The sequence below is a fragment of the Paenibacillus sp. GP183 genome (assembly GCF_900104695.1).
Taxonomy (GTDB): Bacteria; Bacillota; Bacilli; order Paenibacillales; family NBRC-103111; genus Paenibacillus_AI.
The window spans coordinates 658,025-676,782 of sequence record NZ_FNSW01000001.1 but is presented as its reverse complement, the minus strand read 5'-3'; the positions used below and the strand labels follow the sequence as shown (position 1 = coordinate 676,782).

At 40.5% G+C, this 18,758-nt stretch carries 19 protein-coding genes; 15 read left to right on the top strand and 4 right to left on the bottom strand.

The annotated features are described in order from the left end of the window. The first annotated feature begins 333 nt into the window (after window positions 1-333). Window positions 334-645, top strand: coding sequence for a hypothetical protein (locus BLV33_RS03340; RefSeq protein WP_090788264.1), 312 nt, complete (start codon window positions 334-336; stop codon window positions 643-645). A 253-nt stretch (window positions 646-898) separates the two neighbouring features. Here BLV33_RS03340 and BLV33_RS03335 read toward each other — a convergent pair whose 3' ends face one another. The 3 genes from BLV33_RS03335 to BLV33_RS29645 all read right to left on the bottom strand — a co-directional run bounded on the left by BLV33_RS03335 (window position 899) and on the right by BLV33_RS29645 (window position 2,932). After that, window positions 899-1,342 carry a putative iron-sulfur cluster-binding metallochaperone gene (locus BLV33_RS03335; RefSeq protein ID WP_090788262.1) on the bottom strand — a complete coding sequence of 148 codons (444 nt, stop codon included), beginning with the start codon at window positions 1,340-1,342 and terminating at the stop codon, window positions 899-901. A 205-nt stretch (window positions 1,343-1,547) separates the two neighbouring features. Then, window positions 1,548-2,057, bottom strand: coding sequence for a hypothetical protein (locus BLV33_RS03330; RefSeq protein WP_090788261.1), 510 nt, complete (start codon window positions 2,055-2,057; stop codon window positions 1,548-1,550). Between the two features lie 773 nt (window positions 2,058-2,830). Then, on the bottom strand, window positions 2,831-2,932 hold the full coding sequence (locus BLV33_RS29645; RefSeq protein ID WP_216234696.1) for a sporulation protein YjcZ: 102 nt from the start codon (window positions 2,930-2,932) through the stop codon (window positions 2,831-2,833). Between the two features lie 465 nt (window positions 2,933-3,397). On the opposite strand from BLV33_RS29645, the gene BLV33_RS03325 reads away from it, so the two are divergent. The 8 genes from BLV33_RS03325 to BLV33_RS03290 all read left to right on the top strand — a co-directional run bounded on the left by BLV33_RS03325 (window position 3,398) and on the right by BLV33_RS03290 (window position 12,827). Beyond that, window positions 3,398-3,706, top strand: a complete 309-nt coding sequence (locus BLV33_RS03325; protein ID WP_090788260.1) for a hypothetical protein — start codon at window positions 3,398-3,400, stop codon at window positions 3,704-3,706. 452 nt (window positions 3,707-4,158) lie between these two features. Continuing rightward, window positions 4,159-5,670 (top strand): transposase, encoded by a 1,512-nt coding sequence (locus tag BLV33_RS29810; RefSeq protein WP_253186955.1) that lies wholly within the window; start codon window positions 4,159-4,161, stop codon window positions 5,668-5,670. Window positions 5,671-5,818: 148 nt separating this feature from the next. Beyond that, window positions 5,819-6,211: a VOC family protein gene (locus BLV33_RS03315; RefSeq protein WP_090798633.1), complete on the top strand. Its 393-nt coding sequence runs from the start codon at window positions 5,819-5,821 to the stop codon at window positions 6,209-6,211. Between the two features lie 210 nt (window positions 6,212-6,421). After that, the gene (locus tag BLV33_RS03310) at window positions 6,422-7,381 is read left to right on the top strand and encodes an RNA polymerase sigma factor (RefSeq protein WP_090788258.1); all 960 of its coding nucleotides are present in this window, start codon (window positions 6,422-6,424) and stop codon (window positions 7,379-7,381) included. A gap of 235 nt (window positions 7,382-7,616) precedes the next feature. After that, window positions 7,617-9,800: a S9 family peptidase gene (locus BLV33_RS03305; RefSeq protein WP_090788256.1), complete on the top strand. Its 2,184-nt coding sequence runs from the start codon at window positions 7,617-7,619 to the stop codon at window positions 9,798-9,800. 206 nt (window positions 9,801-10,006) lie between these two features. Then, complete coding sequence (locus BLV33_RS03300; RefSeq protein WP_090798631.1) at window positions 10,007-11,293, top strand: IS110 family RNA-guided transposase; 1,287 nt, start codon at window positions 10,007-10,009, stop codon at window positions 11,291-11,293. A gap of 581 nt (window positions 11,294-11,874) precedes the next feature. After that, a complete protein-coding gene (locus BLV33_RS03295) occupies window positions 11,875-12,561 on the top strand; it encodes a class I SAM-dependent methyltransferase (protein WP_253186954.1) in 687 nt (228 codons plus the stop codon). 41 nt (window positions 12,562-12,602) lie between these two features. After that, window positions 12,603-12,827, top strand: a complete 225-nt coding sequence (locus BLV33_RS03290) for a hypothetical protein (protein WP_090788254.1) — start codon at window positions 12,603-12,605, stop codon at window positions 12,825-12,827. A 447-nt stretch (window positions 12,828-13,274) separates the two neighbouring features. On the opposite strand, the gene BLV33_RS03285 is transcribed toward BLV33_RS03290, so the two are convergent. Continuing rightward, on the bottom strand, window positions 13,275-14,546 hold the full coding sequence (locus BLV33_RS03285; RefSeq protein ID WP_090788252.1) for an IS110 family RNA-guided transposase: 1,272 nt from the start codon (window positions 14,544-14,546) through the stop codon (window positions 13,275-13,277). A gap of 167 nt (window positions 14,547-14,713) precedes the next feature. Here BLV33_RS03285 and BLV33_RS03280 point away from each other — a divergent pair, with 167 nt between their 5' ends. The 6 genes from BLV33_RS03280 (at window position 14,714) to BLV33_RS29165 (ending at window position 18,675) form a co-directional block, all read left to right on the top strand. Further along, a complete protein-coding gene (locus BLV33_RS03280; RefSeq protein WP_366414703.1) occupies window positions 14,714-15,175 on the top strand; it encodes an NUDIX hydrolase in 462 nt (153 codons plus the stop codon). A 477-nt stretch (window positions 15,176-15,652) separates the two neighbouring features. After that, entirely contained in the window at window positions 15,653-16,096 is a 444-nt protein-coding gene (gene aac(6') / locus BLV33_RS03275; RefSeq protein WP_090788250.1) for an aminoglycoside 6'-N-acetyltransferase, read from the top strand. 883 nt (window positions 16,097-16,979) lie between these two features. Further along, on the top strand, window positions 16,980-17,603 hold the full coding sequence (locus tag BLV33_RS03265; RefSeq protein ID WP_090788246.1) for a TetR/AcrR family transcriptional regulator: 624 nt from the start codon (window positions 16,980-16,982) through the stop codon (window positions 17,601-17,603). 18 nt (window positions 17,604-17,621) lie between these two features. Further along, a complete protein-coding gene (locus BLV33_RS03260) occupies window positions 17,622-18,227 on the top strand; it encodes a class I SAM-dependent methyltransferase (protein ID WP_090788245.1) in 606 nt (201 codons plus the stop codon). Window positions 18,228-18,326: 99 nt separating this feature from the next. Beyond that, on the top strand, window positions 18,327-18,476 hold the full coding sequence (locus BLV33_RS29170; protein ID WP_171908993.1) for a hypothetical protein: 150 nt from the start codon (window positions 18,327-18,329) through the stop codon (window positions 18,474-18,476). 25 nt (window positions 18,477-18,501) lie between these two features. Then, entirely contained in the window at window positions 18,502-18,675 is a 174-nt protein-coding gene (locus BLV33_RS29165) for a hypothetical protein (protein ID WP_171908992.1), read from the top strand. Window positions 18,676-18,758: the final 83 nt, after the last annotated feature.

Here is an 18,758-nt window from a genome sequence, read left to right as displayed (position 1 = left end):
GGAATGGGTTATACAGTCCAATCTCATCAAAATGCTTGTCCGCTTGAAGCTTAGGGATGGTTTTGTTTACGGGACGTGTTCACAGTGCATCACTGGAACAAAAATATGTGTCTTTCTATCTGACCATTTGTCCAACCATAATAGATGCCATCTAAATATAATAAACTAGCTGCTAGGTATTGCATCTAGGAGATAGAAGAAGAATCAGGTGACAACAACCGCTGCGATCTTGGTCCCCTCTTCATTCTGTTAGTAATTATCAGCCGTTCGTTAAGATGGTAATTCCCTCTTTTACCGGACTACCGGAATCCTGAGAAAAGCGAGGTGAAATTAATGGCAACCCCAAAAAAACAACTTAAAAAAGCAAAAGTAGTTCAAACGAAGGCAACCCCAAAAAAACAACTTAAAAAAGTAAAAGCAGTTCAAACGAAGGCAACCCCAAAAAAACAACTTAAAAAAGCAAAAGCAGTTCAAACTAAGGCTTTTACATCATTCGGATTCGAGTCACCTCGATTCGAGCGATTTGAGGAACGATTTGAGCCCTTCTTTTTCGAGCGTTTCGAGCCGCGTTTCGAGTCGCCTAGATTTGAGCGATTCGAGGAATTTTTCGAGCGTCCGTTCTTCTTTCCAAGAAGGTTCTTTTAATAAAATAATTTTTCTTATTGCTATCTTGGTTCTATTTATTCTTCTTGTAATTATCACATGTACAATCATGGGTTATTAAGTTAGAGTAATGTAACGGTCAAAAGAACGCCGAGCGGTTGGCATTCTTTTGACCTCCTACATATGTACATAATGCAATATTTTGTAAGGATGTAACCGAGCATCAACCCAAATGCCATTTACCAACAGAAAGGCCCCGATTTGTGTTTTGTATTAATATCAATTTGTTTACTTGTTACGTGCCGAGGTTACGAACAAATGCAGTGACATTGCCTAAACAGCAAGACCCTTGCGGATTGTTGACTTCACAACCACAACGATCAGCTTGAACTTGTTCTCGAATATGGTCAATTGGTTGTTTTTTATCTTGAACTGCCTTTAGACGCTCTCTCGTCCAGCCAAAACAATAACAAACGGGTACATCCAGCGAATCCTCCTTTTGGAAAACCGAGACTTTGAGGGTATCTTTGCTAAAGGTTTGCGTATCACTAAAATAGACAACATCACATGAAGGAGTGGAGCAAAAAGCATATGATAATTCGGGTTGGAAAATCTCCAATGCAGAAGGTTTAAGCAATGCTTTAAGAGTAACTGGTGGAACGCTTTTTCCATTCTGCCCACAAGAAGGGTAAATGTAGATGGTTTTAAGTTTGCTAGATGTTTGACAACAACTCTCCATAAATATCACTCCTCAGTGTGCCATCTCATACTTTCGAAGGATTATTAAGTTTTAGCATAACATTAAAATTGAACATACATACAAAAACTCCTAATTTTGTGAAGATGTCTAACCCCTATTTTCAGTATTATTCCGAGATATCCGGAGAAAAACGAAAAACGGCCATGTCGCAAATGATGCGAACAGCGGCCGTTTTTTCATTGTTTCACGGAAAAAACAGCATGCTCGACATTAACCCCGATACGATCCCAGCCCGTTGCGAAGTTAGGCCAAAAGTCCATTTAACATCACCTAGTTTATTAAGTGCCTGCATGATCCCATTTCCCTTTTTCATTGTTCCACTCACAAGTACAGTTATAAATGTTACCGACATAATCTCTATAAGTGACATGGTACTTAACAAATGGCTTCTCTCCAAAGAATTGAGTATAGGTGGTCTGAAGTCCTGTTCTAAAACCTTGCCCGGTCCGATAATTTCCTTCGGCATTACAATTATCGGTTCACCTGGTTTAAAGTTTTGAGGATTTTGCAAATTACTAAATGGAACCTCCTTTTTACCCCATACGAGTTCTGTTCCGATAAACTGTATTTCTTCAATGATGGCTGGACCCTGTCCAAAGTTTTGAATAGTGGTCTTGGGTTTATGAATACTTTCGAGGCCAGTAGAGCGATCCGGAGTGATAGTAAGAATAGGACGCGCAGCATTTTGAATCATTTTACCAGCATGCCTTGCTGATCAGTACGTGAAGAAAGCTGTTGCTGCAGTACCAAACGATATACTAACATTAATCCAGGTTTCAATCGACATATAATTCCCTCATTGAGAGTCAACCAGTCGAGCTCGAGTAAATCGGTCTTTTTTATTATAATGTTGACCTTTGTTTAGCGCCATACCCACTCGTTAACAAGGTAAGCCATTTGGGTGGTGGCTTCCCCTCGTTATGCCCTTAACATTGCCCTCTAAATCAAAAGATTGTTCTTCAACCCTTTCTGCGTCTGTGTTTTCAGATGATTTTACATTGCCATTTACACTGCCATTTTTCGGCGTTTTACTTTCTTCATGCTCTCCGCTAGCTTCAACAATGTTGGTTTCCTGCTGGTTGGTTTTTCTGTAGGCCCCGACTTATTCACCATCCGAATCCTTCTAGATCAAGAGCGGGTAAAGATTCCATATCGACCGTTCTATCTTCCTTCACCATGGTTACAAGCCAACCGCCATAACGCCGGCTTGAATAACAGTTGCAGTTAAGATCTAGTATTTCCCAAATTTCATTTGGTAAAGCTTCACAATGTAACGTCATCCGTTGTTCTCCGTCTAATGTCGAATAAGTATCCGATGGGCTGCGAATAAGGCGCTCAGCACATAGAAACGGCCAAAAAAAAGGCCAGCCAGAACTGACTGGCTAACCTGATAATTCTGACCGGTATCTGCATTAAATCCGTCAAATGCGGTTATTTGTATTCGGACCTTTCATGACAATGACCCTATTAAATTAAGAATCCGGTGGAAAGAATAATGACTAACAGAATAAAGAGAACCAGTATAAAACCGATATGACGTCCAAATCCAAATCCTCCAACTGCGCTCATTCGCATTCACTCCTTTCAAACAAGATACAATACTATATTTTTTTATTTCGGAAATGCTTGGGTAAATGCTATATCTAAAAGTCTAATTTTATGACCAAAGATAGAAAACTAGATTTCAGCCTTGGTTATACACCCTGTCAATTTATGAAATGAAGCGGCATCCGTTGTTCTAATCGGCTCAAAAACGCCGTGTTACAAACAATTAGCACATTTAGCTGCGAATGGTTGGATATACAAACAGCTGGCTTGTGCACCTCATATCATAACAGTACGGATATCAAAAAAGGTCAAGGGAGTATGATAGAGTCGTAGAATAGGCACTTCTTACGCCATCAACGAATCTGTATTTCTTTTTATGGATGATCTAGATCACAGTAATGAGAAAGGGGTCCATCATGAGCCGATTCTCTTAGGTGTATGTTCGGTGCGGCTCATTTATAATCCACAATATAGGGAGAGGGGCTTATGAAAAGATATGAGAATGTCCAAATACGTTTAACAACACATGCTCACAAGCGATACTGCGAAAGGGTACAACATATTTCCTACACAGAACTGACAGATCAATGTAATCTGCAGCTCCATGAAAGGAAATACGGTCATAACAAAAATTGGTTCATCCATCTTAGCGGCGTTTGGTGGAGATATGAAATTGAGGGCGACGTTATGAAGTTTTTAACCTGTTATGGAAAAACGACAGCGGATCTCCCAACTGGTCTAAAATGGGCGCAGCGGCATAATGACAGCTTAGACCTTCAAACCATTGTTTCATAGTGTTTCACCCAGCTTCTAACTATCGAGTGGTCTGGAATGCCTAACTGGAAAATAAGCACTTCATTTGGGGTGCTTATTTTGTGCGGATAATATTTTTCGGGGTTTAACTGAATCAATCAGTATGAAGCAAGACATCTGAGCAAAACACAAAGATCCGCCGCCGCGGATCCTTATTTATACTTCTTCACAAAATAGGGGTTTTTATACATATGTACTGCTGGGCGTTGAGCTAACGGGCAGATTAGTTTAATGCCAGAAGGGCTGCTGCGAGGTAGCACACTTCATGGAAAATATTACATTAATTTAATAAATAACATGACCTATGCACTTCGTGTAAGTTTCTGGTAAATCATAAATCTTTTAAAAAAGTCTTGACATTTCAGAATCACCTTAATAATCAAAAAGAATACCGTTGTTACAGGTATATCTTCTAGATAATAGGTGAAATCCCAATGAATGCGCTACAAAAACCAAAGTTTCGCAATTTGTCACATGGAGAATGTGCTGGGGCTCCCATCTTAAAAACATTATGGGATCGCTTTGACTTCTCGTTACTCTTAACCCAGTCTGGCATATTTAAACGCTGTGGAACACCTTCGTGGTTAATTTGTTTTCTCTATGTAATAGGGTTGGTTTCAAGCTGCTCATCGGTTAATCAAATCGCAGATTTAGCTGAAAGAGACGCTTTGCTGAAAATCATGTTTAAACCATGGAAGCTTGCGCAGTATACGTTGAGTCGGTTTTTCTCTGCACATTACGCTTGGAGAACCTTTGGTAAAAAACGAGTAGAACGATTGCAACAAGAGCCTGAAACCTGTTTGCAAGAAGGGGATGTTGTGAATCTGGATGACACTCACAGTGCCCACCCTTATGCTAAAAAGCTTCCCTTTCTAAGTTGGCTTTATGACCATTCGACCAAAAACTATGTTTGGGCAATGAACCTTGTGGTCATCCAGGCTGTTCTAAAGAATGGATTAGCTTATCCGCTTTTCTATAGTGTTTGGCACAAACCAGAGTTCAAGGACGAAGGCCTCACAAAGTTGGATTTAGCCAAGCAAATGCTACTTATGTTACGTGAATCCACTACGTGTCGTTTATGGATTGCCATGGATCGATGGTTTTTATGTAAGGCGTTTTTCACTTTTTTAGAAGCCCATCAATTTGATTGGGTTACGAAAGCCAAGCGTAATACAGCCTTATTTCGTAAGGTGATAGAACCGATCACACATAGAGAACGTTTTGTACCGTTGACTCCCGGCATGTTGATTCGTGAAGTGTTTAAAGAGTTAACAAGATTAGCTTCTACTGGTTTAGTTTCTATTGCGATCCCACAAATTTATATCAAGCGCCCTTACCAATCAACAAACAAAAAAGGCAAGGAAGTCACGAAACAAAAATATGTTCAAATTGCTGCTATTGTTGCTATACGTCTAAAAGAAGATGAAAAACTCTCCGAAGTAGAAGCAATCGATAACGATTCAGATGAATCCCCAGCGACTTACAGAGGCGCTTACCTGCTGATTAGTAATCGTCATGATGCTCCGAAGGAAGCTTTACAAACCTATGTGAAACGTTGGCGAATTGAAATCTTTTTTCGCTCAGCCAAGCAAGAACTTGGATTTGAGAAGTGTCACTCTGAGTCTGAAGCCCATCATCATGCACACTTCGAGCTGTTGTTTGTAACAGAAACCCTCTTAGCCATTGCACAATTGGAATTAAACAAAGAAAAAACGAGTGATGAGGAAGGCTACACCCACGGCGAAATGGTTCGTGGCCTCTTCCACACTCGTTGCCAGGTTCATTTGAAAAACCACAAGGGCATTCAACGAATCTCTATCGATTGTGACACACAAGTGCAGAGTTTTGCAAGACTTATTGATCTTTTTTGGCCGGATCATTGTTTTATGCGCCTATGGGTTACACCAAATCCGGAGGTTTACCAAGTATTACCACGAAGTGCATAGGTCATGTAAATAAAATTTCGACCGTATGATTTTAATTATTTAATACGTCTTTATTATTGAACAACTACTTTTAGGAGGCGTATAGATGTCAAATCAAATTGATCCGATTGTATCAGAAGCTAGAGTATTAAATCAAAAATTTGAGGAAATGATTGAACCGTATCGACAGTCAGAGAAAAGTCCTATTAAGAACAAAGTTGGTGGAATGTTCATCCCAGTTCGAAACATTGAAAAAGCAAGAAATTGGTACTGCAGAATGTTAGGTGTATCTCCCGAAGGCGACATCTTATTTGAGCATCTGTATTTACTTCCTATGGATGGACCTGTTGTTATTTTAGATCAAATGCCCATGTGGGGTGGCAACGAGCCAGGGGGAGCTCCAAGTTATAAAACACCTGCCTTTATGTTTCAAACTGACGATATTTATGCATCCTATCAATTTATGAAACATAATAATGTTGAACTTGTAACGGAGATACAGTCAGAGAAATGGTTCGTATTTAAAGATCCTGACGGTAATCTTCTGATGGTCTGTAAGTAATATGATTACCCTTATATAAAAGTTGGATAGAAAATATTAGAAAGGCTGCCTGCATGGCAGCCTTTGCTCCGCTAACAGGCAGTTATGTGGAATAATTAGTTATAAAAAAAGAATTATTTGTTAAATTAAGAATGTATTGTGTATTGGATTACTAAGATTATTTTTTAATACGTCATTATTATTGAACAACTACTTTTAGGAGGGTATTGCATGTCAAATCAAATTGATCCGATTGTATCAGAAGCTAGAGTATTAAATCAAAAATTTGAGGAAATGATTGAACCGTATCGACAGTCTTTATGGAATTATTGTAAATATATTAGTGGCTCTCCATGGGATGGAGATGATCTATTTCAAGAAACACTTCTCAAAGCATTTGCAACTATGTCGCAGCTATGGCATCCACTCAAACCTAAATCATATATTTTTCGAATTGCAACTAATTCTTGGATTGATACATTACGGAAGAAAAAAATAGATATAGATACATACCAAGATGATCTCCATAATGAAAATACATGTGAATCGATGGACCCGCATGTAATAATTGAAGCTCTAGAACTACTAGCTTATCATTTAGTTCCTCGCCAAATTGCAGTGATTTTATTAATGGATGTGTTTCAATTCACTGCCAAGGAGGTTGCAGGTATGGTTAGAATTACGGAAGGAGCTGTATACTCAGCTCTACACAGAGCTCGGGAGAATATTGGAGCACGAAAAAAATCAGTAAATAAGAAAGGAAAAGATTCGAATAATACAGATCAAAATAACACCCTACTAAATGCTTTGTTGAACATAATGAAGGATGGGGATTCAAGTAAAATTGTTGAATTACTAAGTGATTCTGTACATAATGATGCAAATCCCGGATTCCAAGAATATTCTAAAGATGATATGATTAATGGTTCTTTTGCTTATAAAGGACCTATACAAAATGTTTCAGTTGAAAATTTATGGGGGAAAACTGTGTTTGTAGTGAAAGTTGATACTGAGCAAGGGGAAGTTCTCCATGATATAAGGGAGTTTCAGATAGACAATGGAAGGATCGTTGCACATAGAGGATACTATTTCTGTAAAGAACTACTTTTTGAAGCAGGGCGAGTATTAAACATACCTGTACAACTCATCAAAGTTCCGGGCATTAATTGGGGACAAGATTTATTGAGCTAAGGGTACGATAGCTCAATAAAATACCACAACAGTCTACCTCAGATTAATCTCGGTCCTGTTACGAACGTGCAGAAATGTTGAATATGCTGGACAAGAAAAAAAGGATTGGTACGTGGGGGGATCCCTTTTTATTTTTTGAAGAGCGGTATAATTGAATAAGGTTATACGCGGAGCATATCGTAAATTAAGGTATTATAGGATCTAACAAAAAAGTTATGAATGGAGGTATGAAGATTTGTCTCAACCTCTTACTTTAGATGATGTTTTGAACACGGTACAACCCGCTCATAATTTTCCTTATTTAGTATCTCCTAATGGGCAATGGTTAGCTTTTACTGTCGATGGCTTAAAATCTAAGGAGGTATCAGTAGGTGTTTCTACTTGTGTTGAAGGATGTTCCCAGTGGGTATGTGATCTTGAAAATAAGAAGGCGTTTCCCATCTTTCCCGATGCCTCAAGCAGTTGGTCCGGTGTTTGGTCACCTGATGGTTCGAAATTATCTTTCTTTGCAGATAAAGATGGGGAAGCACGCCTATGGCTCTGGGATCCATCCAACAATAGTCTGACCCAAGCGTCAAAAATTGGGGCTCGTCCTTTTTTTGGTTTTGAAGCCCCAATATGGACGTTAGATGGAAAATCAATTATTTTCAAGGCAATGCCATCTAATGATGTAGATAACTCAACTTTTAGAATGGAATCGAAGTTTATTAATCAGGATTTACTAGGTGGGAATAACATTCAGGTTTATAGCACCGAAAATACTTCTGACACTGAGGAACTTCAAAAAACAGATACTTGGATAGAGAGGTATCGTGCAGATTTAATTAGGTTGGATCTAGAAACTGGGGAAACAACGTTGATTTCTGGAGGTCATTATCCAGTAGGTATGATCCTTTCAAATGATGGAAAAAAAATTGCTTTCACTAGTGCACTTGGTCAAGAAAATATCAATAGTATACAGGTTTTATACGATTTGTGGATTGCTTCAGTTTTCCCGCAAGAAGGAGAAGTTTCAACTTGTTTAGTAAAAAGTATACGGATGGAATATGGATTAAGTTTTGCATGGGCATATGATGACAACTCGATTATATTTACCACAGGTGGTCCCTTATCTGACGGAAACTTATGGACTGTAGATATTTCTGACTCTCCCAATCCCCGACCCCTATCACATGGAAAGGAACTTCATTTGGGTCGTGAATTTGATGCACCCGTGCCTCTTGAACAAGGAGATACGCTTATGATATCAAATGGTCGTTTATGGAGATATAAAAATAACGAAGGTGAAATTACTGATGTGGCACCACAACTAAATAAACGAATCATTGCTATGCTTCCATATAAACATGAATCTGGATATGTAGTTGTGCAAACAAAAGACCCAGACAAAATGCTTTATGGGTTTTGGAAAGTCAATTTCCTTGTAGGAGAGATTGAAAAAATACTTGAGGAACCCCGGCACCATTATCCAGCTTTTGTAGGCGGTGCAACCATTGTGGATAATAATAACAATAAATTTATAGTTTATATTGCCCAATCTGCTAATGAACCCCCCGCACTATGGGTCATAAATTTAGAGACGAAAGTAAATTTCCAAATTGTCGAATTATCAAGTTTTCCAAAAGAAAGCTTAGGTGTAGCACAACTACTTCAATGGAAGCTAAAGGGGAGAGAACTACACGGTGCCCTTCTACTACCACCAAACAAAAAGGGTCGCGTCCCCGTAATTATCCGAGTGTATCATGGTAAACTGTCGGATAGGCTTCATACTTTTGGTTTATGGAACCACACCGTTGATAATCATCAATTATTTGCGTCAAGGGGATACGCAGTATTATTACCTGACTTAGTTATTGAAGGAAATGAACCCGCAGATGAAATTGCAATGGGGTTAGAAGAGGCAGTGAATGCCCTGAAACAGCATCCTGATATCGACGCTAACCGCATTGGAATTATCGGTCATTCTTATGGAGGGTATGCAGCACTTGTAGGTATATCAAAATTACAGCATTTCCGTGCAGCGGTGGTTTCGGCAGGAATTGGCAATCTCATCAGTGCTTCTACTTTGTTTGATCCAAATGCTCCTGATTCATTCTTTGGTATGGTCGAGGGCGGGCAAGGATTTATGTTGAACAATCACATATGGGAAAACCGTGAGCGATATATCCGAAATTCACCGTTATTCGAATTTGATCAAGTTCAAACGCCTATCCTGATTGTACAGGGCACTAAGGATCATATATGTTTCATAGAATCTGGGATGATTTATTCATCATTACGTCGATTAGGAAAGAAAGCAGAATTGATCTATTATAAAGGCGAACATCATTGGCAGGGGACTTGGCAACGTGATAATATACAAGATTATTATAACCGTGTCTTCAAATGGTTCAATCAGCATCTGAAAAAGGGAGAATAGACATATCCATTTTTCACGTTAACCTATTCGACTTGATGTTCCATTTGTGATAAGCAATACCACTAATGAGCAGACAGCATGAAGGGACAGCATTTTTTATTAAACTAAACATTCCTGTAAGGGCTAAGAAATGGCCTTTGCTAAAAAAAGAGCGCCTCGGTTATGATGGGTTTGTCAACAACAACATCAAAGGAGGCGCTCTTATTATGAAGTTTAAGCAAATCAATGGACAAAATCAACGGATTGAACGAATTTCCCCGACTCAGCTCGTTGTAGGTATCGACATGGCAAAGGATATGCATGTAGCTCAAGTCACTAACTTTCGAGGTATCGTTCTTGCTAAGCGACATCTCACATTCAAAAACGCAATTGAAGGTTATGAAAAATTACAACGTTGGATGGATGAATTACAACGAAAGCACCAACTGAAGACCGTCATCATCGGTATGGAACCCACCGGACACTATTGGTGGAACTTGGCGAATTGGCTTGCAAACAAAGGCCTTAACGTCGTCTTGGTGAACCCGGCCACCACCAAAAGAAACAAGGAGAACCGCGATAACAGTCCATCCAAGAGTGATCCCAAGGACGCGCTTGTCATTGCAGACGTCGTCTGTCGAGGATACTACTACGATTACACGCGACAGGCAAGCGTGTTCCAAAGGTTGCGTACGGTGATGAGTGATCGGGAATTTTGGGTGACTCATAGTGTCCGGCTGCAGAATCGGATCATCCGTTGGTTGGACATTCGGTTCCCCGAATACACATCCGCTTTCAATGATTGGACCTGCCCACGATCCTTGGCTACGCTCAAAGAATTCCCATCTCCGCTAGATCTAGAGTCTCTATCCGTATCGGAGGTCATCACCGGTTGGAGAGAGCATATGAAGCGAGCGGGTGGTTCAACCGGAATGGAGAAAGCGGCGCAACTCATCGCTCAAGCGAAGAAAAGTGTGGGAGACACGACAGCTCTGAGCGAAGCGAAGCAAGATTTAGAGCGGTTATTGAAAGAATATGAACGTATCGTTGAAATACTAGAGAAGATGGAACAGGAAGTAAGGGCACTTCTCGGTGAAATTCCTTTGGCCCAGCAACTACGGACGGTTAAAGGTCTTGGCCCGATCTTCATCGCGGCCATTCTATCCGGTGCAGGCGACCTCAAACAGTATGCCCATGGACGACAGTTATTGCGTAAAGCGGGCTTAAATCTGGCCGAAAGCACGTCTGGTAAGCGAAAGGGGCAGATCGTGCTTTCCAAACGAGGAGATGCGAAGCTGCGAAAATATATGTATCTGGCTACGATCAGCCTTGTGGGAACAAATCCCGTCTTTCGAAAGTTGCATGAACACAATGTTCAAGTCAAGAAAATGAAGAAACAACAGTCGATATTTAAACTTCTTGGAAAACTGGCTCGGATCCTGATCGGCATCGTCCAAAGCGGAGAACCGTTTTCCCCCGAAAAAGCGAGTTCCTTTTTTACAGAAGCAGCATAAGACATCTGAAAGCCATGTAGATTGACTCATTCGTAGGATTTCAAAACAAAGAAAGCACGGAGGACCGAGTTCGTACCCGATAAGGGCATAGACCCATCCGCTAAACGCTATCGGTCTCCACACCTTGGACAAGTATAACGATGGAATGTAAGGGCATAGACCCGTTGAGCTATGGGATGGTGAACTTCCAGGGAAATGGTGGAGGAAGCGTGCAGTAGAAAAAGGCTTTGGGGAAATGTTCCAACCATTTCTTCTATTCCTGTATGCCCAAAAAGGTAACAGCGGGCTCTCAACAGCTTACTTCCCTAACGATTACTGTATCCCAAGGTGATGAAATCCTACGAATGAGTGAGCATACGTAAGAAAAACCCTTAAAACCGAGGGACGGGTACGATAATTTAATGACATTAAGGCTGCCGATTGGCAGCTTTTTTGTTCAACTAACGGCCAGTTTAATGAAATTTATCGAACTTTTTTATATAGGTAAAATCTATTATGTTCATAGTTTTAATATATTTTACGAATAACTCCTTTTGAAATATTATAGAAATAGAAACTTAGATATTTTGGAGGTGGTATGTGTGGAAAGTCGAAATGATGTTAGTATCAAATTTGATGAAGTTGCACATGAATATGATAATCAAAGAAGAAAACTTATACCATGCTTTGATGATTTTTATAATGTATCAGTATCTATTGCAGATGCAAATTCGAATTCCCCTAATATATTAGATTTAGGTGCTGGAACAGGATTGTTTTCGTCACTCATATTACAGAAATATCCCGAAGCAAAGATTACTCTAATTGATATTTCCGAAAAAATGTTAGAGGTTGCGAAGTCAAGACTTAAGGGATTTACTAATGTTAACTATGTACTGGATGATTATACAAATTTTATTTCGCATGAGAAGTATGACATTATCATTTCAGCCCTTTCGATTCACCATCTTGCAGATACTAATAAACTGGAACTATACAAAAACACATATTTGAATTTGAAGAATAAAGGTGTATTTATTAATGCTGATCAAGTTCTTGGTGATACCTCGTTTATTGAATCCCTTTATAAAAATGACTGGAAGAAAAAAGTTGAAGCCAGTGGTTTATCTATTGACGAAATTGAGTCCGCTTATGAAAGAACGAAACTCGATAGAATGTCAAATTTAAAAACACAAATCAATTGGTTACAAGAAATTGGCTTTTTGGATGTAGATTGTGTTTTTAAGTATTTCAACTTTGTTGTTTTATATGGAAGAAAACTAATGTGACGATATTTCGTAGTTAAGGCGGTAGAACTTATGAGTTTGTGATGAAAACCAAAGACGGAAAATCAATAGGGATCGTCGATGCTTTCGATCCCATATCGATAACAATCTCAAACGGTTGGATGACTACCTCAGTATCTGTAAGTGATCAGGTAGCCATTTCATATGATAATAAAATCTTACGATTGAAATCACCAGATTTAAAACTTTGGATCGAAATTGAAATGAGTAGAATAGTTGAGGATCGTTTAAAAGAACCACAGAAGTAAGGTATAGATCAATAAACATCAGGAGAAGGCTGCCGACAGCAAGATCGGCAGCCTTCTCAACTCCCTCGGTACGATTCAGTTTTCTCACGTTTGCTCGCTTATTCGCAGGATTTCGCCCCTTTGATTAGGAGTTTAGGATAAGTGGGGGTGACCGTACTATACTTGGGCAACAATGAAGGCATGCGGGAATAGAGGAGAGGAGTAATATCTCCAGTTGTTTCCATATACTGCACGCATTCTCCACGCCACCCTCGGAGGTTTTCACTCCCATGTCTCAACGGGTCATAGCCCTCTCATTCCTTCGTTACACCTATCCAAGGGGTGGAGGCCGGTATTGCTAACGGTACGGGTCAGTGCCCTTTGGTTGAATTCATCCGGTACTCCGTGCTTTCTTTGAAATCCTGCGAATAAGCCAATCTACGTCTTACAAAACGGTAGTATTGAGGTTTAAGCTGCTTGTTCAAGTGGCAATGTTTTCAATGGTGTGTAGGCTTGACCACTGCGAGCCATCCCCACCAAGATGCGAGCCAATTTACCGCAGAGCTTCATAATGGACTTCATTTTCTTCATCTTCTTCACGTTCACATTGTATTTATGCATCGCTTGAAACTCTGGATTGTTCATCACTAAACACATGGTCGCTATGTAGAGGAAGCGGCGGAGCCGGGAGCGACCGCGCTTACTAATGACCATTTGTCCGGTCCATTTACCGGAGCTGGATTCCGCAAGATTTAGGCCGGCATGGCGCAGCAAGGCATTCCCGTGAACAAATCCGCTTAAATCCCCAGCCTCACCCAGAATACCGGCCAGTGAAATGACACTAATTCCCTTGATCGCAAGCATGGATTTTGCAAAGGGAATGCGCTCTAACACAGCGACGATCTCCTGCTCTACGACCTGCAGCTGCTCGCAGGCCAGGTCATACTCGGCAAGCAGTTGCTTCAAATGCAGTTGGTATGCATGCGTAGCTTGGCGAGATCCGACAGAGCGGCTGGCCAGTGTAACGAGTTCCTGGGCTTTTCGTGATCCACTGTGCCGCTTCATGATTGATTTCCACCCTTTAATCACGTCTTGCGGTTGTAGTTGGCTTAATTCTGCCGGTGTAGGGAAGAGGCGTAGCGTGACCAAGGCACCGATACACGTGATGTGCTTGAATACCTGCCGCAATTCCGGGAAAACAATGTCCACCCAACGGTGGATTTGGTTTTTTGCACTGACGAGACGTTTCACCACAGAGTCCCGGTTCGAAAGAAGAACACGGAGTTCCTCGAACGCTTCAGGGGTGTTGCGTCTAAACGAGTAGTACCCGTTCTTCACCATGTCGGCGATGACAAGGGCATCCTTTTTGTCGCTCTTTGAGGGCGTATTATCTCGGTTCTCTTTGTTCTTTTTCACAAGATGCGGATTCACCAAAACGACTTCAAATTGGCGTGCAGCCAACCATCGAGACACGTTAAGCCAATAGTGTCCCGTAGGTTCCATGCCGACGACGGTCGCACTTAATTGATGAGCTGTTTGCAGCTTCTGGATCCATTGAAGTAGGCTGTTAAATCCATCTTCGTCATTCGTAAACGACAACGCTTCTCCAATGATGATGCCGCGAAAGTTTACAGCGCGTGCAACATGTGTCTGCTGAGCGATGTCGATCCCGACAACGAGATGCGAAGAGGTAATCTTTTCAATGAGTTGATTTTGTCTGGCTTGCGATTTAAACTTCATAGTAGAGCGTCCTCCTGGATGATGGGATTTAAAAGGGCTTTGACCCGTTACCTACTCCCATCGTACCGAGGCGCTCGTTTTTTTGCAAAGCTCAAAATTTACGCTCTACAGGAATGCTAACGGGCAGTAATGTTCAGAAATGCATGTTAAAATAAGGAAAATATGAATTGGGTGATAAAATGGAATACTTTCGGCAATTAAGGGCATTTGTTGGACACAATCCAATTATATTAACTGGGGCATTAGTAATCATGGCAAATAAAAATGGGCAAATTCTTTTACAGCATAGAACAGATGGTACTTGGGGATTACCGGGGGGGCTTATGGAATTAGGGGAGTCTCTAAAAGATACAGCCAAAAGAGAGGTTTACGAGGAAACAGGGCTTACAATAGGTGAATTAGAGTTAGTTGATGTTTTTTCTGGTCCAGAATATTTTTACAAAATATCTAATGGGGACGAGTTTTATTCAGTAACTGCATTATATATGACTAATGAAGTATCTGGAGAATTAGTAATTGAAGATTCCGAATCCAAAGAGCTTAGATACTTTTATTTAGAAAATTTACCCAAACCAATGGATAAAGAGTATATAGATTGTATAGAAGCTTATATTAGGAAAATTTCTTAAGTCATGAAGTCATTACGCTAACGGGTACGATAGCTCCATAACAAAGATCAAGCAGGCTGCCGATGATAAACTCAGGTGGCCTGCTGTGCTAACGGGCAGTTTAATGCAATTACTGAGCGTTTGACATTATTTCACGAAGCATCAAACAAATAATAATAAATCAGCACGTGGAAGAGGTTTTGGTGCACATCAATCCTTGGTATGATGAAGATAGCAACTTAGTTGCTGAAAAAACTGAGTTAGGTGCTGGCTACTCATTTTGATCAATTCATGAAGGAGTAATCAGCGTTGTTCCCTGATGTCATATTTGTAACAACCTGCAAGTCTAGTCCACACTCGTAACTCCAAGAGTACCAATCACTTTATCACACTACAGCAACGCAGTACGAGGGGTCAAGGTTTTCGTGAGCATGACGTTCGCTGACGTTCATCTGAAATTCCCTAAAGGCGAAAAAAAATATTGATAGAGGTGAGTATATGGATAAGATCGTTGAGGCCCAACAACAGCATCTTGATATTTTTTTAGAAATGGGCTTAGATTTATGGACTGATTATGATTATGAGGAACTTAGGGTTACTTTACTGGATATTCTTCAATCGGACAAGTACAAGGTGCTATTTTATTGTACAGATGAAGAATTTATTGCATTTATTTATTTGTCTGTTAGAACGGACTATGTTGAAGGCTCAGATTCAAGCCCAACGGGATATATAGAAGGGATATATGTTAAGCCTGGACATAGAAGAAAAGGAATATCCAGAAAACTATTAACTGAAGGAGAACAATGGCTAAAGGGTAAAGGATGTAAACAAATTGGATCCGACATCTACATTGATAATAAAGTTAGTTATGATTTTCATACCAGTATAGGATTTAAGGAAGCAGGGCGACTTATAGCATTAATTAAGGACTTAGAGTAGATCTAGAGCAGGGAACTTCAGTAACATCGTATTCACGCATCGGGCCATTCTGCCCTCGGTCCGTCTGGGCTTACCGGAGGTTGGAATCAGTTAGTCAGTAGCCCTTGTTAAGCAAACGGGTACGATAGTGGAGAAATTGCTTCGTGGCAGTTTCTTTTTTGGTTTATTGAAGTAACGGATACGATTGTGGTATAACGGCGGTTGCTTCGGCAACCGTTCTTTTATTACGCTCCCATGAAAATAAAACCCCGTAGAATCATGAAATGACAATACTAAAGAACACGCAGCGCTTTGACATATTTGAAGCAGCGCCAAAAGTTACCTAGATGAGGAGAAGGATCAGGAAACTTCCGTATTTGTAAGGGGATACTGTGTAACCTAAGGTTTCCTCGCCCTGCGGTTAGGTTTATCATCCTGCAACTCCCGATAAATTTAGGTATTGACAATATGAGGTAAAACATTGTATTTTTAAATTGACAAATATGTCAATAAAAAAGGTGATCATATGTGGCAGCTGCATATAAGAATCTCAGGTTCAGAATCACACGTTCATCGTTGACCATTTTCGGAATCCTTGCGGCAATTCAGCTTTATGTCGCGATGTCTAATATTATGGATTACTTTGACAATGAGACCATAAACAAATCTCGGGGATGGCCGGAAGAATTGTGGTGGAGGATCGAGCCGAAAGCATCGGGTATCCGCAATTGACTTTCAATATTTCTGAGTCGGAATCCATTCAGGTCCTACAGTTACCTGGGACTGATCCTACCCGCAGCAGTTCGGTATTGTTCGAGACAGTGGTTCCGCCTCCCCTCATAATTCTGAATGGACCGACAATATGAATAAGGTCGTTCGAATGCGTGACGGCAAGCTTGTATGAATGAATAACGGAGTGGATGACCGTATGTCACCTAGAAATGAAGAACAAAATAAACAAATCCGGGAAGAACGCACAGAGCAGTTACTCAAGAATGCTCTTAAAGTATTTGCTCGAAAGGGGTTATCGGCTGCGAAGATTAATGATATTGCGAATGAAGCCGGTTCGAGTTATGGATTGGTTTATCATTATCTAGGCTCGAAGGAAGAGATTTTTAAGACATTAGTAAAACTGGCATTGGACGGATCCGTCATGGTTGTCGAAACTGCTGCGAACCAAGAACTATCTCCTTTCGAACAATTAAAGTGGTTGACCGACACCATACTCCATGCACTTGCAAATGAAGGAGCATTTTACTACCTGATTATGATTCAGGCCTTCACTTCCGACGCTGTGCCGGAAGAAGTAAAGTCAATGGTGAAATGCACGTCACCAACAGCAGTGGAAAAATTAATTCCAATCATTATAGCTGGGCAACAAGCCGGTCAAATTGTAAAGGACGACCCCATTAAGCTTGCCATAGTTTACTTCGCCTTGATTCAAGGGGTTGCCATGCAACAAGTCCAAAGTAATGCCGCGCAGCCGATTCTTCATTCAGATCTTGTATTACGAATGTTTAAAGCGTGAATGCGGGAGGTTTTGTTATTGTATAACAAAAAATTAATACAAAAATTTGATAAACAAGCGAGAATATATGAGGTTAGAAGAAAAAAATTGACGGAAAGAGTTTGGCGGGAAAAACTGATCAGCTGCGCAAAAGGCCGAGTGCTTGAAGTGGCGGTTGGCGCGGGGGCCAATTTTCATTATTATCCCAAGGGCATTAAACTAACCGCAGTAGATTTCAGTCCGGAAATGCTGAACAAAGCTAGACTGGCTGCAGCAGACTATGGCATTCAAGCGGAGTTCGTTCTCTCCGAAGTCGAGTCGCTCGCATTTCCGGATAATTCTTTCGATACGATTGTGTCTACACTGTCGTTTTGCGGTTATGAAGAGCCAGGCGTCATTCTTGAGGCATTCAATAAATGGTGCAAATGTGATGGTCAAATCTTGCTAATGGAACATGGAATCAGCTCTAATCGTCTGATCGCCGGCATGCAGACTGTGGCGGATCCGTTGTTCAAAAAGGTTGTTGGGTGTCATTTAAATCGCGATATTGTTCAGATCCTTCAGAAATCTAAGTTACGGATTATCAAAATCGAGCACTATATGTTGGGTACGGTCCACTTGGTCTGTGCAATGCCCAATAAATAGGTCACTTAATCCCTCAAGCTTTTTTCCCTCACGAAACAGAGGAGGAAATAACGTACACTCGCGCGAGCCGTAACTAAACTTGTGCATGGTGTCGAAGCAGTGGAGAGCGCGGAAAAAATCTCAAAGGCACTTTTCTCCGGTGACGTTCGTCAATTGACTGAGGAAGAGCTAGTCGAGGCATTTGTTGATGTACCTTCTACGGAGTTGGAGGGGAGCCAGATCGGCTTGATCGATCTTTATGAATTATAGTTATTTTTGGGGGTTGATTAAAATTATGTCAGATGATTTAAGTAAAGAAATATTGAAAGAGCTTAAGGAGATAAACGAAAAACTTGATAATTTAAATGAGCCAAAAGGGTGGTCAGTGCCAATGAAGATTACAGCGTTATTTATTGGCACGGTAATAGGGCCAATTATTGCGGTATTACTTTTTATTTTGTTCCGCTAACGTTAGTTCAGAAGTAATCAATCTGAAGATGGCAACCATCTATTTTTTTTTAGTCGATAGTATCATGTTCAACCCAAACAGAA

What these genes read in the sequence shown, in the direction of transcription:
- BLV33_RS03300 (WP_090798631.1), top strand. Translation starts at nt 10,007, where the DNA reads ATGAAGTTTAAGCAAATCAATGGACAAAATCAACGGATTGAACGAATT.
- BLV33_RS03310 (WP_090788258.1), top strand. Translation starts at nt 6,422, where the DNA reads ATGTCAAATCAAATTGATCCGATTGTATCAGAAGCTAGAGTATTAAAT.
- BLV33_RS03265 (WP_090788246.1), top strand. Translation starts at nt 16,980, where the DNA reads ATGAATAACGGAGTGGATGACCGTATGTCACCTAGAAATGAAGAACAA.
- BLV33_RS29645 (WP_216234696.1), bottom strand. Translation starts at nt 2,932, where the DNA reads ATGAGCGCAGTTGGAGGATTTGGATTTGGACGTCATATCGGTTTTATA.
- BLV33_RS03315 (WP_090798633.1), top strand. Translation starts at nt 5,819, where the DNA reads ATGATTGAACCGTATCGACAGTCAGAGAAAAGTCCTATTAAGAACAAA.
- BLV33_RS03290 (WP_090788254.1), top strand. Translation starts at nt 12,603, where the DNA reads ATGAAAACCAAAGACGGAAAATCAATAGGGATCGTCGATGCTTTCGAT.
- BLV33_RS03330 (WP_090788261.1), bottom strand. Translation starts at nt 2,057, where the DNA reads ATGATTCAAAATGCTGCGCGTCCTATTCTTACTATCACTCCGGATCGC.
- BLV33_RS29165 (WP_171908992.1), top strand. Translation starts at nt 18,502, where the DNA reads ATGTCAGATGATTTAAGTAAAGAAATATTGAAAGAGCTTAAGGAGATA.
- BLV33_RS29810 (WP_253186955.1), top strand. Translation starts at nt 4,159, where the DNA reads ATGAATGCGCTACAAAAACCAAAGTTTCGCAATTTGTCACATGGAGAA.
- BLV33_RS03325 (WP_090788260.1), top strand. Translation starts at nt 3,398, where the DNA reads ATGAAAAGATATGAGAATGTCCAAATACGTTTAACAACACATGCTCAC.
- BLV33_RS03340 (WP_090788264.1), top strand. Translation starts at nt 334, where the DNA reads ATGGCAACCCCAAAAAAACAACTTAAAAAAGCAAAAGTAGTTCAAACG.
- BLV33_RS03285 (WP_090788252.1), bottom strand. Translation starts at nt 14,546, where the DNA reads ATGAAGTTTAAATCGCAAGCCAGACAAAATCAACTCATTGAAAAGATT.
- BLV33_RS03335 (WP_090788262.1), bottom strand. Translation starts at nt 1,342, where the DNA reads ATGGAGAGTTGTTGTCAAACATCTAGCAAACTTAAAACCATCTACATT.